Here is a 16,627-nt window from a genome sequence, read left to right as displayed (position 1 = left end):
GCTTTTGTCTACATAATAAATTAAGCCTCTGTAAAATTTATCCCTTAAACAGTTCTGATTGAGATAGTAAAATATTTTTTTGAGGTAAAATTCTTTGTAAAATTACTTATTTTGTCGTTTTATGCTAATTTTTTCTTTTTAAATTGTTAAAGTTTAAACAAAATGTCCTCATTTGATAGTTATAAAATTTTATGTTGGCATTTTTTGTATAGTTTTGCACTACCCAAATATGTTATTAACCTAAAGAAATTCAATGATTTACAAAATTTATCCATTATTGGTGTTTTTGTTATTGTCTTTTGGAAAAGATTCTACAAATACCACAGAAGAAAAAAAAGTAACAGTAAGAAGTATTGCTAAAGTTGAAAAGCTTACTATTGATTCTAAAATTGAAAGTGTTTACAACACCTTAGATTCTAACAGTTACAAACTACCTGAATTCAAGACTTTTTCAGAAGCGTTAAAAGGGTTTTACCTGCTAAAAGAAAGAGGCGTTATTCAAAAAGACATCTTAACTCTAATCGATTTCAGCCTTTCATCAAACGTAAAACGTTTATGGGTTATCGATTTAACAACCAACACTGTTTTATTTCAGTCTTTAGTTGCTCACGGCAGAAATACAGGAGAAGAATTTGCAACTGTATTTTCAAATTTAAATTCATCTAACAAAAGCAGCCTTGGTTTTTATGCTACAGGCGAAATTTACAGAGGCAAACATGGAGCTTCTTTACGTTTAGATGGTTTAGAAAGAGGTGTAAACGATCACGCTCGTGAAAGAGCAGTAGTAATGCATGGCGCTGATTATGTGTCAGAATCTTTTATCAGAAGTCATAACAGATTAGGAAGAAGCCAGGGTTGCCCGGCACTTCCAGTTGAATTGACGAATGAGATAATTGAAACAATAAAAAATAAATCGTGTTTATATATTTACCATCCTTCAAGAAATTTTGCGATGGAATCAAAACTAATTTCTTAGTTTAGTATATAAATCCGAATCTAAGTTATAAATATCAGCTCTGAAAATGAGCTGATTTTTTTTGCTCCAAGCTGTCCAATACCACTGATACAAAGCGTATTTTTTAGTAATTTTTACGTTTATTGTTTTCTTAGTTTCAATAATCGAGTCTATTTTTTTCTTTGTCCAATTGTCAGTAAGAGTATCATTTAGAATATGCTGCGCCAGTTCAAGCGGATTTTCAACACGAACACAACCAGAACTTAAAGAACGATTGCTTCTCACAAAATTACCACGGTGATTGGTGTCGTGCAAATACACACTATGATGGTTTGGAAACAAAATCTTCATTAGTCCTAAGGAGTTATTGTAGCCAGGACTTTGCACATAGCGGTAGCTATGCGGTTTGTTTTCGTTCCATGCCTGAGGATCTACCTCACGATTAGCAGAATCATAGATTGTAATATTCTTTTTAGCTAAATAATTTCTATTCTTTTTCATTGCCGGAACAACATCTTCCTTCAAAATAGTAGGAGGAACTGTCCATGTTGGGTTAAAAACAACCGTTTTTAAGGTTGATGTAATAATAGGTGTTTTTCTTTTGCTGGTGCCCACAACTACATTACGTACTAAAGTTGTATCTTGATTTTCAATCACATTTAGACTGTAATCCGGAATGTTGACAATAAAATAATTTTCAGCCAAATCAGTCGTGTACCATCTCCAACGTTCTAAATTGGCAATAATTTGCTCTTTTCTTTTTTGTTTAGAGAAGTTCAGGGCGCTTAAAGTTCCTGCACCAATTACGCCATCTGCAGCTAAACCGTGTCTCTCCTGAAATTTTTTAACCGCCTCAAATGTTTTTTTGTCGTAAATTTTGGTAAGACTGTCTTTTCTGCCAGACATGTCGTTCCAGAATAATAATCTTTGTTTGATGTTTACTAAAGCAGTATTGGTATCGTTTAGTACTATTTTGTCTTTAGCTTCAATAAGTCCTATTTCATCATCAGGGAATGTATTAATGATTTCAAGCGCTTTTAAAAGTTCTTTATAAGCTTCTGACTTAGGTTGAATGTTTTCGACGATACTGTCTAATTTGTTTTTATTGAATGCTTTGATCAGGATACTGTTTTCATCAAATACTTTTTCATCCAAATCCCAGTCTGTGTAGAGTTTTTTTGGATTTAGCTTTCCTTTATATAAATGCGTTAAGTACAATTCGAAATTATAAGTAAGCAATATGTCGTAAGTAGCCAGATCTTTATCGTTTAGAGAGCTGATTTTCTTCTCGAATTTTTCAAGTGTAGTTGCTTTGTAATCTTCAGGGTTTAATCCCAACTCTTCCGACTTTTTTAACTGAGATAATACGTAAGTTCTCTTTTTTAAATTTCCCCAAACCGTTTTGTTTTCTGATGAGTTGTAGAACTGTTTCAGTGTTTCGCTTTTAAAAGTGTTGATTAAAGCAGTATCAATTTGTACCGTTCTTTCATCCGTAAGTATAATGGCTGGCGGAGGTGTTTTTTTTACGGGAGCGGGTTTAGGAGTGTCTTTTTTGCAACCAATTAAAAGAGATAATAATAGCAAAAAGTAAAGTTTCTTCATTTTATATTTTTTTAAACATTAAATAGTGCTCGCCAACATCTTTGATGTCAAATGGCTCGCCAATTGTCTGATAATTCAATTTTTTATAAAATCCCACAGCTTCGGTTCTGGCATTAAACCATATTAAAGACGTATTGTTTGCTTTGCAATATTCCTCGCAATGTAATACTAAAGCTTCTCCAAAACCTTGTTTCTGATGGATTTCCAAGATTGCCATACCGCGAATCTGCGCCTGATTTTCGTGTGCAAATATAGGATTGATTTTCGAAAACAATGAAATTATTCCTATTAATGAATCTTTGTATAAACCGAAATGATGTGTGGTTGGTAAATCATCGCCCTCGAAGATGCAGCTTTCGATGGGTTTTCCTTTTCGAAGAACAGGTTGGCGAACGATATAAGTGTCTTTTGATGGAATTTCTTTAATAATAGTCATGATTTGTAAAAAATATTTAAATATATAACTTTTTAATTTTAAATAGGTTAAAAGAAAATGTTGTTTTTTATTAAATTTTTTTGCCCAAAAGCTTGTTTTGAACTTAACTTATTTTCTATATTTGCACCACCAATGCGAAAGTAGCTCAGTTGGTAGAGCTCCAGCCTTCCAAGCTGGTTGTCGCGAGTTCGAGCCTCGTCTTTCGCTCTAAGAAAAATGAAGATTTAGATTTTCAATTTTTTAGCAAAGTAAAAAAATATTGATTTAATTTTTTTTAAAAGAAATTATTTTTTACATTTGCACCCGGTTAATGCGAAAGTAGCTCAGTTGGTAGAGCTCCAGCCTTCCAAGCTGGTTGTCGCGAGTTCGAGCCTCGTCTTTCGCTCTTCAAAATCCTCAAACAATTTGTTTGAGGATTTTTTTTTGCGTGCTATTTTGTTGGGATTATGTTATGGTACGCGGATTGAACTGATTCGCTATGCGAAAACACGGATTTACACGGATTTTCTTCTTGTTTTTGTGAATTCCTTAAATACCTAACAGGTTTTTGAAACCTGTTAGGATAGCGCATCTTAACGGAATTTCCTACCAGGTCTTCAAGACCTGTTAGGTATGAAATTTAACGCTTTTAAAATCAAATAACTATTCATTAATTTTTTCAACTTTACTTTCGAGTAATAGTTGACTTGCGTCTAGCATTTTAATGACATGAATATAAGGTGTGAGCAAATCAAAATCAAATTCTACAATAGTGGGGCGTAATGCCAGATGGATTATTTCGCACAGGAAAAATTCGAAGTCGGCTAAGGAATGTTCTTCAAAGGCATTTTGAAACACTATAAAAGGATTTTCGTATTCTTCTACTGTTAGAGAAGCTTGTGAAAGTATTGATCTTTTTTCAGCTGATATTTCGGTAATCTTCCATTTTTTGCTTTTGTATGGAAGGCAGGAGCAAGCTTTTAAAAAAGAGCGAATTGCGGTATAGGTAAAAAACACATCTCCCGGACATTCTTTTTGATAGATTTCATCTTTGCTTCTGTAAAAGACTATTTCACTTAAGGTTTGTTTGTAGAAAGATAGACTTTCGGAGCCTAAAAAGGCATCAATGACTTCAAATGGGTTTTTTAATTCTTGGTGTGCCCAAAAAGTAGTTTCAAAAGATATTTTATTTTTTTTCATGTGGAAACGATATAAAGCGTTTGCCTATCCATATAAAATGAAAATTTATTCATAATATTGGATAAGTAAATTTAACGATAGTTTAATTAGCTACGATCCTCTATACTAGTTTGGCGACAACGGTAGAGGATCATTTTTTATGTATTAAGTAAACGGCTTAATGAGCATAAAGAGGATAAAATTTTATTTCACAACTATAACTTTTAAAAGATTCGACTTTATAAAGCGAAACTTAAAACAAAAACAGAAGAAATAGCGCTAAGAATAAGGAGAGTTTAGAGCATAAAAAAGGCGCGGAACTCAGCTTACTGCTCTTGAGGTACTGGTATACCCTTGCAACAATAAGTGAGCCCACGCCATAGGACGTGAGCATCTTACTTATCATCTCGTTGCAAAAATTACCAGTTTTCAAGAGCGAGACTCAAAGCGAACGCTTCAAATATTTTATATGAAGAATCGCAAAAATACAATCCTGACGGATTAAAAGCAAATATAAGAAAAATGGGCAATCGTTCGTAATGGTAAACAGCTTTTTCTGTAAATAAATTTATTTTGTCGATATAAATACTTACAAATCAGACATGTGTATCTTGTCCTTAAATAAGCTTACATAAGATTGTGCGAACGAGCATGATGCTCGCACGAGCAGAAGAAACTACATTATCTTAATTTTTTATAGAATGTGAAAAAGAATACGATTGATAAATTAATTTAAAGGATGCTTAGGCATCCTTTTTTATGCTTAATAAGACTAAAACAGGTATTTATACTGTAGGCTTTTCATTTTTAAAAGAATTATTTTGCGACTTATTATCAAAACAATTTATGGAAAACTGTAGCAGAAAGAATAAGTTTGAAAAGTAAAATGTAATCATTTAAAGTTAAAAGAATAGAAATATATAGAATTATACAAACAAGCAAGAAAAGGTAGTCTATTAATTCAATTTGCGAAATTAATTCATCAAATGATAAAAAATGAAGCAAATGTTGAACATGTTGAATTTCAAGTGCTTAAAGACGTAGTTAGTTTAATACAACTATTACTAAATCGATAAAAATGGAAATTAAAGGCGATAAATATTATTTTGATGATAAAACTTCGGCAAGAATACAGAATCTTTTGCCGAGATTAAAAAATTCTATTTTGCCTTCAAAGATTGTAAAATGGCTTGAGAATTTTGAAGAAAATGAAATTAACATTGCTATAGACTTATTAAATGTTTTTGAATACATTCCTTTTACTGAGTTTATGTTCCGGCTTAATAATTTATTGTTTGAAATTTTAAAAGACATTCCTGATCATGAAAAAATAATAGTATTTCCCTATGGTAAAGTAGGTAAGAGCGGAAGTTTAGTAACTTATCCTTTAAAAAATACATCATCATATAAAAAAAGAGAACATAATATTTTACCAACGCATGATATAGAAAATGTAAAAAATCTTTCAGATTATAAGTATATCATTTTTATTGATGACTTTATTGGAAGTGGAAAAACTTTTATTGATGAGTATAAGAAAGTAAAAAAAATTAAAAATTGGATCGATAATAGTGCATTTAAAGGTTTTTATTTATTATCAGCTATAATAATGGAAGAAGGGAAACTTCAAATAGAAAATGCTTTTTCGGAAATAAAAATACGTGCTGAAATTAGAAATAAAATTTTTCAAAATGGAAAATCCCCTTTAATGGCATTTAAAAATCTATTGACAATAAAAACTATGGCAATGAAATATGGAAACTCACTTAATTTTGTTGCTCCACTAGGATTTGATAATGGACAATCATTGGTTTCTTTTTTTCATTGTACACCTGATAATACATTACCTATTATTTGGGTTGAAACTAAAGAATGGAACGCAATATATCCAAGAGAGTCAAAAAATAGGATGGATGAAGCTAAAGAATTTAAAAAAGATATAGCATTTTATATAGGAATCTGTAATAGAATAGGAATTGATGTAATAACAGGACAATCTATTGTGGGAAAAATAAAGGATAAATATGTTCGAAAAACTCTTAGCAATACAAAAACTGCTCATTCGATTGTTGCTCTTTTATACTTAAAAAATTTAGGATATGATAACATAATAATATGTCACATTTTAGGCTTAACTAGACAAGAATTAAGAATGGTTTATTTTGAAGCTAAAATGAAAAAATTGATAGATTATAGATCTGAATTAAGTTTAGAAGGTTGTCAATTTTTAAAAGAATTAAAAAAGAAAACAAAAAAAGAAAACATTAGAAAAGAATCATTAGAGAATTTGACAAAAAAAACGAATGAGTTATATTTACCATCAAAATTCAAAGGATTGACATAAAGTTTGTTAGCAATAAACCCCTAAAAAGGTCTCCTCGGTATAGTGTATCGAGATTTATTAAAGCTACTTGATAGCATATTGAGAATTTATGACCAGTATTATGTTGATTTTTTCTGCTACCTTCAACAATAACATAAGGGAAATAAAATAAAATCTTTCTGTTAGCTGCAGATTAAGAATACGGATAATAATTTCTCAAGAACATTTGTTTAACATTCAAGAAAGAGTAACAAACGATTATGTCATTCCCCTTTGAAAAATTTATTATAAAAGCGAGAGAACACAATAAATCAGAAGAATTTATTAATGCTTGCTTGGTATACGGTAAAAATTTAGTAGAAAAAAAGCTGCCTGTTATTTTTTCTTTAGAGCATCTATCAATTCAAATTGGTGTTAAATCAGATTATTTAAGAAATTTAGTTGGTGATGGTAAAAATGATATTATTTATAATTATGAGCATAAGTATAAACGGTATAATTACTTTAAATTAAAAAAACGGAACGGTACATTTAGAGAGATTATGGCTCCTGCCAAAGACTTAAAGTATATTCAAAAATGGATACTTGTTAATGTTTTAGAAAATTATCCATTAGCGGAAAGTTGCAAAGGCTTTAGAAAGAAAGTATCTATTTATGATAATGCTAAAGTTCATGAAAATGCTGAAGTTATTTTGAAAATAGATTTACTCAAATTTTATGATACAATAACCGAGAGAAGAGTGTATGGAATATTTAAATCAATGGGCTATGTTGAAAATTTAGCTTTTACATTAGCAAAAATAACAACGGCAAGACACAGGGAGAGTTATTGGATTGATTTTGATAGAAATTCACAAGAAATATTATCTAAATTATTAAAAGAAAAACCTTCGATATTGCCACAGGGAGCTCCAACTAGTCCAATGCTTGCTAATATAATAGCTACTAAACTAGATTACAGATTTGAAGCATTAGCAAGAAAAATTAATTTTAATTATTCTAGGTATGCAGATGATTTAACTTTTTCAATACAAAAAAAAGGGAAGTTACCTCCGTTGAAATTAATAAATAAAATAATTAGTGAAGAAGGTTTTTTTGTTAATACAGAAAAGACAAAATATATGAAAAAAGGAAGCAAACAGTATGTTACAGGTCTTACAACTACAAATGGCGTGAATGTTTCTAAAAAATATAGAAAAGAAATTTCAGAACATATTTTTTATTGCAGAAAATATGGAGTAGTAAGTCATTTAAAAAGAAGAGAAAATGAATTTCCAAAATATAATTCCATGAATTTTCATGACTGGCTTTATGGGCATTTGTGTTTTATAAAATCAATAAATGAGACAGCAAGTAAAAATATGTTAGAAGATTTTAATAAAATAAATTGGTTCGTGTAATATCTAAAAGCAATTCAAAAGAATTGTAAAATAGAAAAAAAAATGAAATTAATATTCTATATCGTATTGAAATAGGTCTTCATATTCGTAATCTTGTCATTTCTTCTCGTTAGAAATAAAAAAAAATATTAAATCTTCCTGGGTTTGCGTTAGTGATAGAAGCGGTATCCTTTTTGTTTTTTCTTTAAAAACAAAAAGATATAGCGGATAGCACGGCCGAAGGAAACGCCCAAAATAAAGTTATGGCTAATCAAATATGATCTGCGTAAGATTAGAAAGCAAAGCGGCCATAGTTTTTAATTGTTCTATGGCATACTTGGCTTGGAATTTTTTATTTTAAATTGCTTAAATCGCTTTCGGGAGCTAATTCTTCAGGGGTTTGATTTTGTAGAAACAAGCGAGCTTTTAGGTCTCCTTTTAGGATAATTTTGTCTCCTTGTACTTCTAGCCAGCTTCCTTCTCTTAGGCCTAAAACGGGTATGGCGTTGAAGGCGTGAAATTCTTTAATCCTTGTTTCTCGGGTTTCTCCCATGTGTTTAGACTGCTCATCAGCATCCAGAAAATGCGGATTCAAATTAAACGGAATTAATCCTAGGGTCTGAAAACTTGGTGGGTAAACAATTGGCATGTCGTTGGTGGTTTGCATCGATAATCCGCAAATGTTGCTTCCGGCACTTGTTCCCAGATAGGGCGTTCCGTTTTTTACAGTTTCAGAAAGGAGTTGCATTACATTGTTTTGGTACAATTGTGTTACCAATAAAAAAGTGTTGCCTCCGCCGGTAAAAATTCCTTCTGCATTTTTAATGGCATTTTGAGCGTCTTCGTATTCATGAATTCCTTTTACGGCGATGTTTATAGAAGCAAAGGCTTGCGCTACTTTTTGGGTATATTCTGTATGCGAAATTCCACCCGGACGCGCATAAGGTATGAATAATATGGTTTTACAATTTTTGAAATGTGATTGTAAGGTGGGTAATAAATACTCTAAATAGCTGCCTCCGTGTAGTGTAGAGGTGCTGGCAATGATGATCCTTTTCATGTTTTTTGACTCAAATGTTTCGACTAAAGATATTAAAACTCTTTGTTTGGTTTTAAAAAATTGGAGTTTAATTAACATATTTTTACCAAGCTCTTAGTATTAAATTTGGAATACATTAGGATATTTTTACATCTTAACAATAATCCTAATTTTTTTATTTTGAGCAAAAAGGTTTTGTGCGTTTTAGTAGCTGTTTTAAGTCAGTCGATGTGGTCGCAAAGTGATGAACGCATTGTATTGAGCGGTAAAATAGTGTCAGAGGCTAATGATTTGGAAGGAGTTTATGTGATAAACGCGCAAACCGAAGAAACAATTACGACCAATGATGAAGGATCTTTTTCTATAAAAGCGAAGGCTGGTGAGACTCTTGTGTTTTCGTCTATTCGATTTAGAGAGAAGAGAATTTTGCTAACAGCAGAAAATTTTACGGATCTTAATTTTACTGTAAAATTAGGTTTGGTGATGTATCAATTGCAGGAAGTTGTTGTAAAGAGTTACAATAATATTAATGCGGCTAATTTAGGTATTGTGCCTGCAGGGCAAAGAACGTATACTCCTGCCGAGAGAAAACTGAAAACGGCAACAGCGTTAGATCCTTCTGCTAATGCAGAAAATATGATGGCGGGCGGTTCAATTTCTGCTGATCCGTTGCTGAATTTTTTCTCTGGACGTACGGCAATGCTGAAAAAGGAAGTGAAAGTCGAAAAGAAAGAATATTTTATGAGACTTTTGGAGAAGATGTTTACACTTGATCATTTCGTAAATCGTTTAAGCATACCAAAGGAATATGTAAAAGGATTTGAATATTATGCAGTAGATAATGATAAGTTTACTATTATTCTGGATTCTAAAAATAGAACTACAACCGAATTTTTACTGGGCGAATTAGCCGTAAAATACAAACAAATACTTGCCGTTGAAAACAAATAAAATAGTAGCCCTGTTATTATTGTTCGTAATCCAGATTTCATTTGGACAAACAGAGAGCACAAAAGAAATTAAGGGGCAAATATTTGAACAATCGACTTCGGTTGAAGGTGTAAATGTTGTAAACAATGCAACACAGGTTACAACTATTTCTGATGAAAATGGTGTATTTTCGATTGTAGCGAAAGAAGGTGATGTTCTGGTTTTTTCGGCGGTCAATTTAGAGGGCTTTCGTTATCGTATTACAGCGAATGATTTAAGCTCGGAATTGCTTAAGGTAAAAATGACGGCAAAAGAGGTGGAACTTAGGGAGGTGATCGTTAATGAAAATGCGAATATAAATGCAGAAAATCTTGGAATTATTCCGCATGGACAAAAAAAGTATACTGCTGCCGAAAGAAAAGAAGCTACAGCAGGTTCAACTCCTGTAGATCTTTTGCTTAACTCTATTTCGGGACGAAAAGCAATGCTGAAAAAGGAGGTTGCAATAGAGAAAAAAGAGGCGCTTTTTAACAAGATTGAATACTTTTTTGATGAGAATTATTATACCGAAAGATTGAAGATTCCGCAGGAATATATCAAAGGATTTCAATTGTATTGCATAGAAGACGCCGAATTTGCTGTATCTTTGAGTAATAAGAACAAATCAATGTGTATGTTTTTAATAACCGATTTAGCCCGAAAATATCTAAAAATTATCGAAAATGAAAAATAGTTTAAGCCTACTTTTTGCCTGTGTATTTTGTCAAATTGCATTTGCTCAAAGTACTATAAGAAAGCCATTGCATGGAGAAGTCACCAACAAATCCCTTACGATAGAAAGTGGTTATGTGATGAATATAAACGCCAATACAAGAACATTTATCGGTCTAAACGGATTGTTTGATATTTTGGCGAGACCAAAAGATACTTTAGTGTTTACAGGACCTGAATTTCAGCCTAAAAAAATAGTCCTTACAGAAAAAGATTGTGCTCAGAGACTTTTTTCGGTGCATTTGGATTTAGTGAATGTAGAATTAAAAGAGGTTTTGGTTCATAAGGAATTAAAAGTAAAAGCATTAGAAGGAGGTTCGCAACAATTTGTAGATATGCAGGTTGTAGACGATCAGCAATCGATGGCAAAAAATAGTGTAATGCTTTCTGATCAGCCTATTAAATACGGAACTGATTTTGTGAGAATCTTTAAAGATGTAAAAAAAATGCTTCGTAAAGATCACGAAGTAGAGGATAAGGTTATCAGCGATATTGCTTTTGTAGAATATTCTAAAGATAATTTCACACCTGATTTTTATACTAAAACATTGAAATTGAAGGAAGATGAAATCGATTTGTTCTTAATGTTTTGCTCTAACGATGCTGAAGCTCAGAAACATTTGAAACCAGAAGAAAAATTTGAATTAATTGATTTTATGGTTAATAAGAATAAAGAATTTAAAAATATTAAGAACGATAAATAATGAGAAACAGAATAGTTTATTCTCTTGCCGGAATATTATTTTTCTTTCTTACTTCTTTTGGATTTCATAAATTTTATGTTGGTGTTTATCAGGTGAATTATGCTGCCGAAAAAAAAATGATTCAGATTACGTCACGTATTTTTCTGGATGATTTGAATAACGGATTAGAAAAGCAGTACCATAAAAAAACGTTTGTTGGCACGGACAAAGAAACGCCGGCCGATGAAGAACTTTTGAAAAAATATCTGGCAGAAAATTTTCGTATCAAAATAAATGGTCAGTCTAAGCCTATTACGTTTTTATCCAAAGAGGTTGAAAATGGCGATGTCTTAGTGTGCTACTCCAGAATAAAGGATATTAGTAAATTCAATACGATCGAGATTTCGAATACTATTTTGGTAGATTGGAATCCCGATCAGCAAAATATTACACACGTTTCTGCATTCGATACTAAAAGGAGTGTGCTCTTTACTGTTTCTTCCAGGAAAGAAGTGTTAAAATATTAGAGGAGTTAAAGAATTACTTTTTTAATTGTTATTTTCACGCTCTGATAAAAATACCATAAGAAATTTATGAAAAGACTTTCATTATTATTACTTTTTCCTGCTATGCTTATGGCGCAGGACAAAACCACAACTGTTGCTCCTAAACAACAAGGTAGATATGATACCAATAAATTTAGTCAGATGTATGATTTATTAGCAACGCCTAATATGTTTCGTACAGCATCTGGAGCTCCGGGTCCTGCTTACTACCAACAACAAGCAGATTATAAGATTGATATTGAATTAGATGATAAGAATTCAAAATTAAGTGGTTCTGAAACGATTACGTATTCTAACAACTCTCCGGATAGTTTAGAGTATTTATGGATTCAGTTAGATCAGAATCAGGCAAGAGCGAATACACAAACTTCTTTGGCAGAAGGTGAAAAAATCAATCAGGTTTTGCCTTTGGAAGGTTTTGCAAACAAATACTTGAGAAAAAATTTAGAGCGCGGTTTTAATATAGAGCATGTAAAAGACGCAAAAGGAAACATGATGTCATACGATATTAATGAAACCATGATGCGTATCAACCTGGATACGCCTCTAAAACCGGGTGCTAAAATTGTATTGGCTATAAAATGGTGGTACAACATCAACAATTACAGAAAAGAAGGAGGCCGTTCCGGTTATGAATTGTTTGAAAAAGACAAAAATAAATTATACGTAATTGCGCAGTTCTATCCAAGAATGGCAGTGTATAATGATGTAGAAGGATGGCAAAACATGCAATTCTGGGGAACAGGAGAATTTGCGTTGCCTTTTGGAAATTTTGATGTAAACATTACAGTTCCTGCTGATCACGTAATTAATGCAACGGGAGAATTGACCAACAGAAGCGAAGTTTTTACAGCTGAGCAGGTAAAACGTTACGAGCAGGCGCAAAAATCATTTGATAAGCCGGTTGTGATTGTAACGCAGGCAGAAGCAGAAGAAACAGAAAAAGGTTTCTCTGAAAAGAAAAAGACATGGAAATTTAGCGCTAAAAATGTACGTGATTTTGGAATTGCCTCTTCGAGAAAATTCATTTACGATGCAATGGCGGTAAAGCTTAATAATAAAGTAGTTATGGCAGAGTCTGTTTATCCAAAAGAAGCGAATCCGCTTTGGGGAGAAACATCAACAATGGTTGTAGCGCATACCTTAAGAAGTTATTCATCGCACACATTTGATTATCCTTATCCAAAAGCAGTTTCTGTTTCGGCAGAAGATCAGGGAATGGAATATCCAATGATTTGCTGGAATTACGGTCGCCCAGATGAAAATGGTGTAACAAGCAAAGAGGTTAAAAACGGAATGATTGGTGTTGTAGTTCATGAAGTAGGGCACAACTTTTTTCCAATGATTGTAAATTCAGATGAGCGTCAATGGTCATGGATGGATGAAGGGTTAAATTCTTTCTTAGAATATTTGGCAGAACAGGAATTGGATCCTACTTTTCCATCAAGACGTGGTCCTGCAAAGAATATTGTTCCTTACATGAGTGGAGATCAAAAGTTCTTAGAACCTATTATGTCTAATTCTGAAACCATTCACCAATTCGGAAACAATGCTTACGCAAAACCGGCTACAGGACTTAATATTTTGAGAGAAGTAGTAATGGGAAGAGAATTGTTTGATTATGCTTTTAAAACCTTTGCAAACAGATGGAAATTTAAGCATCCAACTCCAGAAGATTTCTTTAGAACAATGGAAGACGCTTCGGCAGTAGATTTAGACTGGTTTTTTAGAGGATGGTTTTATTCAACAGATTTCGTAGATATTGGTATCAAAGACGTAAAACAATATTATGTTTCTGATACGCCAACAGCAGATCTTAAAGATGTTAAAGTGAGAAAAGGACGTTTTGGATACGAAAAAGGACCGTTCGTTTATTTACTTTCAGGAGACAATACAGAAGTTACTGCAACGAAGAAAAAGCCGTTGCAAGTAGAAGATTTGAAACCTTTAGCTGATTATGTAAACCAGACTTTTAGCGCAGAAGAAAGAGCTGCTTTTAAATCGCCTAAATATTTCTACGAAGTAGAGTTTAATAAGCCAGGCGGAATGATTATGCCTATTCTTGTAGAAATTACGTATGAAGACGGAACGAAAGACAATTATAAATATCCGGCGCAAATCTGGAGAAAAAGTAATGAAACCGCTAAAAAAGTATATGCTACTTCAAAAGTGATAAAAAGCATTCAAATAGACCCGCAATTATTGACAGCAGACATTGATGTAACCAATAATTCCTGGCCAAAAGTAGAAACAAAGTCAAAATTTGACTAAGCAAAAACCAAAGAAGACTCTGAAAAGAGTCTTTTTTTTTAAGTTAATTTTAAAACGAGGGGCTACAAAAATTAATATCTTTGTGGACACATAAAAATAAAATATATGTTTGGTATAGGAGGAGGAGAATTAGTTTTCATACTGTTTATAGTACTTATGCTTTTTGGTTCAGATAAAGTTCCTGAAATTGCTCGTACAATGGGAAAAGCGATGGCGCAACTTAAAAATGCGACAAATGATATTAAAAGCGAAATTCAAAAAGGTGCAGAAGCAAATGGTTTAGATTCTAAAGCTTTAACAGATATCACAGGAAATATCAATGCTCAGATCAGCGATGCAAAATCGAACTTGTTAGGTGATTCTACTAATTTATTAGGCGATACTGCTACAGAAATCGACAAAGTAAAAGAAGATATAGATTCTATTTCAGGACCAGTAAAACGCCAAAGATAATATGATTGAAAAAATAAAAGAACTAGATAGCAATCTGCTTGTTTATCTTAATGGTTTGGGGTCTGAAAAATACGATCCGTTTTGGTTGTTTATTACCAATCAGTTTTACTGGACACCCTTTTTTCTGCTCTTGTTTTATCTTATTTATAGAAAGATAGGTGGTAAGCAATTGTTATATATAATTCTTTTTGTTGCTGTTTTGATTGCATTTACAGATCAGACAACGAATCTTTTTAAACATACTTTTGCACGTTTACGACCATGTAACAGTCCTGATATAAAATCGATTATTCGCCTTGTTCAGGTTCGAAGTTCCTATAGTTTTTTCTCTGGTCACGCAGCGAATACAATGGCGGTTGCGACTTTCTTATTTTTGATTTTAAGACGCCATTTTAAATATTTAGGATTCTTATTCTTATGGCCTTTAATTTTTGCTTATAGCCGAATATACTTAGGATTGCATTATCCTGGTGATATCCTGACAGGATACTTCTTTGGAGCTCTTTTTGGGTCACTTCTGTATTTAGTATACAGAAAGCTGAAGCCGCAATATTTTCCGGGTTAATTAGGAGCTGATCCAGCTGTCCACTATATCTTTTCCTCGCTAAAGAAGCGAGAAAAAGGATGCCGTTTCCATCTGGGCTAGGGTATCAGTTTTCAAAATAAATAAAAGGTTTATTTATATATTCAATATAAAAAACATGCAAACAGTTTTACTAGTAATAGTAATTGTTTGCATGTTTTTTTTATGTTTAGTTTAATTGAAATTTACAAAACCCTGCTAACAGTTAAACCATCACGAATAGGCAGTAAAACAGTTTCGACTCTAGGATCATTTTTTAAAAGTAAATTGTATTCTAAAAGTACTTTTGTACTCACATCATTTGGGTGAACCGGTTCCAGGATTTTACCGCTCCATAAAACATTATCAGATAAAATAATACCTCCTTTATTCATTTTGGGAACGATCATTTCCCAGTAGTTCAGGTAATTTTCTTTGTCTGCATCGATAAAAACCAAATCAAACTTAACATCTAAAGAAGGGATGATTGTAACCGCTTCGCCTAAATGCTGAAAAATTTGTGGTCCCCATGCAGATGCATCGAAGTATTTTCTTTGAAAATCTATTAATTCTTCTTTTATATCTATGGTATGCAATTGTCCGTTTTCCTGCATGCCTTCGCACAAACACAAAGCAGCATAACCTGTATAAGTTCCTATTTCGAGGATGTTTACAGGACGAATAAGTTTAGACAACATACTTAATACACGCCCCTGAAAATGTCCGCTTAACATTCTTGGTAAAAGTATTTTCTGGTACGTTTCTTTGTTTAAACGAGCCAATAATTCCGGTTCGTTTTCAGAATGTTGTTCGATATAATCTTCCAGGTCTTGTGAAATAAAATGCATGTTGTAAATCTTAAAATGAAACGCAAAAATACAAAAAATAACGGCTCGCTTTTTTGCATAAAAAAAACCATTCGCAATAACGAATGGTTCTGAATTAATTAATTATAGATGAATTATTTTTTCAAAGCATCATTGACTTCTTTGGCAGTTTTAACCGTTCCGTCTTTTGCCGCTTTCGCAGCATTTTCTACTTTTTCAGCTCCTTTTTTTGTAGCGTCTTTTACATCTGTAGCTGTTTTTTTAGCGGCAGTTTCTACTTCGTTAACTGTTTTTTTAGTAGCATCTTTTGCTTCCTGTAATGCATTTTCCGAAGCTTCTTTAGCTTTAGCAGCAGCAGTTTCTGCTTTTATTACTGCACTATCTTTAACTTGTTCGATGTCGGTAGTTAAAGTATCAACTTTGTTTCCAAGTGTTAATTCTTCTTCTCCTTGTTTCGGTTCTTTCTTTTCGCAAGACTGAACAGCAAATGCTAATAAAGCAATAGCGGCTAAACTTAAAATCTGTTTTTTCATGATTAGTTAATTTTTAAAAGGTTATAAAAATATAAAGGTTATAAAGCTGAAAATAAAATTACAAATTTTAAAAATTAGTGCGCGTTCTGTAATATTATTTTTCTTCTCATAGAAAAACAATACTTGTGCCAAATTTTTT

16 protein-coding genes and 2 tRNA genes are annotated in these 16,627 nt (G+C 32.4%); 12 read left to right on the top strand and 6 right to left on the bottom strand.

Annotation, left to right across the window (positions count from 1 at the left end; genetic code table 11):
* Positions 1 to 253: 253 nt before the first annotated feature.
* Positions 254 to 976, top strand: a complete 723-nt coding sequence (locus B0A66_RS00875; protein WP_089047958.1) for a murein L,D-transpeptidase catalytic domain family protein — start codon at positions 254 to 256, stop codon at positions 974 to 976.
* On the opposite strand, the gene B0A66_RS00870 is transcribed toward B0A66_RS00875, so the two are convergent.
* Complete coding sequence (locus B0A66_RS00870; RefSeq protein WP_089047957.1) at positions 965 to 2,557, bottom strand: L,D-transpeptidase family protein; 1,593 nt, start codon at positions 2,555 to 2,557, stop codon at positions 965 to 967. The genes B0A66_RS00875 and B0A66_RS00870 overlap by 12 nt on opposite strands.
* A 1-nt stretch (position 2,558) precedes the next feature.
* Complete coding sequence (locus B0A66_RS00865) at positions 2,559 to 2,993, bottom strand: GNAT family N-acetyltransferase (RefSeq protein WP_089047956.1); 435 nt, start codon at positions 2,991 to 2,993, stop codon at positions 2,559 to 2,561.
* A gap of 134 nt (positions 2,994 to 3,127) precedes the next feature.
* Between B0A66_RS00865 and B0A66_RS00860 the strand changes: the two genes are divergently transcribed.
* A tRNA-Gly gene (locus B0A66_RS00860) sits at positions 3,128 to 3,200 on the top strand.
* Between the two features lie 105 nt (positions 3,201 to 3,305).
* Positions 3,306 to 3,378 (top strand) — tRNA-Gly (locus B0A66_RS00855).
* Between the two features lie 257 nt (positions 3,379 to 3,635).
* Here the strand turns inward: B0A66_RS00855 and B0A66_RS00850 are convergent.
* Positions 3,636 to 4,172, bottom strand: a complete 537-nt coding sequence (locus B0A66_RS00850; protein WP_089047955.1) for a hypothetical protein — start codon at positions 4,170 to 4,172, stop codon at positions 3,636 to 3,638.
* A 1,057-nt stretch (positions 4,173 to 5,229) separates the two neighbouring features.
* On the opposite strand from B0A66_RS00850, the gene B0A66_RS00845 reads away from it, so the two are divergent.
* Both B0A66_RS00845 and B0A66_RS00840 read left to right on the top strand, forming a co-directional pair.
* The gene (locus tag B0A66_RS00845; protein WP_089047954.1) at positions 5,230 to 6,495 is read left to right on the top strand and encodes a phosphoribosyltransferase-like protein; all 1,266 of its coding nucleotides are present in this window, start codon (positions 5,230 to 5,232) and stop codon (positions 6,493 to 6,495) included.
* Between the two features lie 239 nt (positions 6,496 to 6,734).
* The gene (locus B0A66_RS00840) at positions 6,735 to 7,874 is read left to right on the top strand and encodes a reverse transcriptase family protein (protein ID WP_089047953.1); all 1,140 of its coding nucleotides are present in this window, start codon (positions 6,735 to 6,737) and stop codon (positions 7,872 to 7,874) included.
* 331 nt (positions 7,875 to 8,205) lie between these two features.
* Here the strand turns inward: B0A66_RS00840 and pepE are convergent, their stop codons facing one another.
* Positions 8,206 to 8,913, bottom strand: coding sequence for a dipeptidase PepE (gene pepE / locus B0A66_RS00835; protein WP_089048142.1), 708 nt, complete (start codon positions 8,911 to 8,913; stop codon positions 8,206 to 8,208).
* 159 nt (positions 8,914 to 9,072) lie between these two features.
* On the opposite strand from pepE, the gene B0A66_RS00830 reads away from it, so the two are divergent.
* From B0A66_RS00830 to B0A66_RS00800, 7 genes are all read left to right on the top strand, one after another.
* The gene (locus B0A66_RS00830) at positions 9,073 to 9,843 is read left to right on the top strand and encodes a carboxypeptidase-like regulatory domain-containing protein (protein WP_089047952.1); all 771 of its coding nucleotides are present in this window, start codon (positions 9,073 to 9,075) and stop codon (positions 9,841 to 9,843) included.
* The gene (locus tag B0A66_RS00825) at positions 9,830 to 10,555 is read left to right on the top strand and encodes a carboxypeptidase-like regulatory domain-containing protein (RefSeq protein WP_089048141.1); all 726 of its coding nucleotides are present in this window, start codon (positions 9,830 to 9,832) and stop codon (positions 10,553 to 10,555) included. Before B0A66_RS00830 ends, B0A66_RS00825 begins: the two co-directional genes overlap by 14 nt.
* Positions 10,545 to 11,297 (top strand): ferritin family protein, encoded by a 753-nt coding sequence (locus tag B0A66_RS00820; RefSeq protein WP_089047951.1) that lies wholly within the window; start codon positions 10,545 to 10,547, stop codon positions 11,295 to 11,297. The genes B0A66_RS00825 and B0A66_RS00820 overlap by 11 nt, the downstream gene beginning before the upstream one ends.
* The gene (locus B0A66_RS00815) at positions 11,297 to 11,803 is read left to right on the top strand and encodes a DUF6702 family protein (protein WP_089047950.1); all 507 of its coding nucleotides are present in this window, start codon (positions 11,297 to 11,299) and stop codon (positions 11,801 to 11,803) included. Before B0A66_RS00820 ends, B0A66_RS00815 begins: the two co-directional genes overlap by 1 nt.
* 66 nt (positions 11,804 to 11,869) lie before the next feature.
* On the top strand, positions 11,870 to 14,113 hold the full coding sequence (locus tag B0A66_RS00810; protein WP_089047949.1) for a M1 family metallopeptidase: 2,244 nt from the start codon (positions 11,870 to 11,872) through the stop codon (positions 14,111 to 14,113).
* A 105-nt stretch (positions 14,114 to 14,218) separates the two neighbouring features.
* Positions 14,219 to 14,566: a Sec-independent protein translocase subunit TatA/TatB gene (locus tag B0A66_RS00805; RefSeq protein WP_089047948.1), complete on the top strand. Its 348-nt coding sequence runs from the start codon at positions 14,219 to 14,221 to the stop codon at positions 14,564 to 14,566.
* A 1-nt stretch (position 14,567) separates the two neighbouring features.
* Positions 14,568 to 15,131: a phosphatase PAP2 family protein gene (locus B0A66_RS00800; protein WP_089047947.1), complete on the top strand. Its 564-nt coding sequence runs from the start codon at positions 14,568 to 14,570 to the stop codon at positions 15,129 to 15,131.
* A 203-nt stretch (positions 15,132 to 15,334) separates the two neighbouring features.
* On the opposite strand, the gene B0A66_RS00795 is transcribed toward B0A66_RS00800, so the two are convergent.
* Both B0A66_RS00795 and B0A66_RS00790 read right to left on the bottom strand, forming a co-directional pair.
* On the bottom strand, positions 15,335 to 15,976 hold the full coding sequence (locus tag B0A66_RS00795; RefSeq protein ID WP_089047946.1) for an O-methyltransferase: 642 nt from the start codon (positions 15,974 to 15,976) through the stop codon (positions 15,335 to 15,337).
* A 113-nt stretch (positions 15,977 to 16,089) separates the two neighbouring features.
* Positions 16,090 to 16,488 carry a hypothetical protein gene (locus B0A66_RS00790; RefSeq protein WP_089047945.1) on the bottom strand — a complete coding sequence of 133 codons (399 nt, stop codon included), beginning with the start codon at positions 16,486 to 16,488 and terminating at the stop codon, positions 16,090 to 16,092.
* Between the last annotated feature and the right edge of the window lie 139 nt (positions 16,489 to 16,627).

Origin of the sequence: Flavobacterium hercynium, from assembly GCF_002217285.1 — a bacterium.
Taxonomy (GTDB): domain Bacteria; phylum Bacteroidota; class Bacteroidia; order Flavobacteriales; family Flavobacteriaceae; genus Flavobacterium; species Flavobacterium hercynium.
This window is presented reverse-complemented; position numbering and strand designations above follow the sequence as displayed.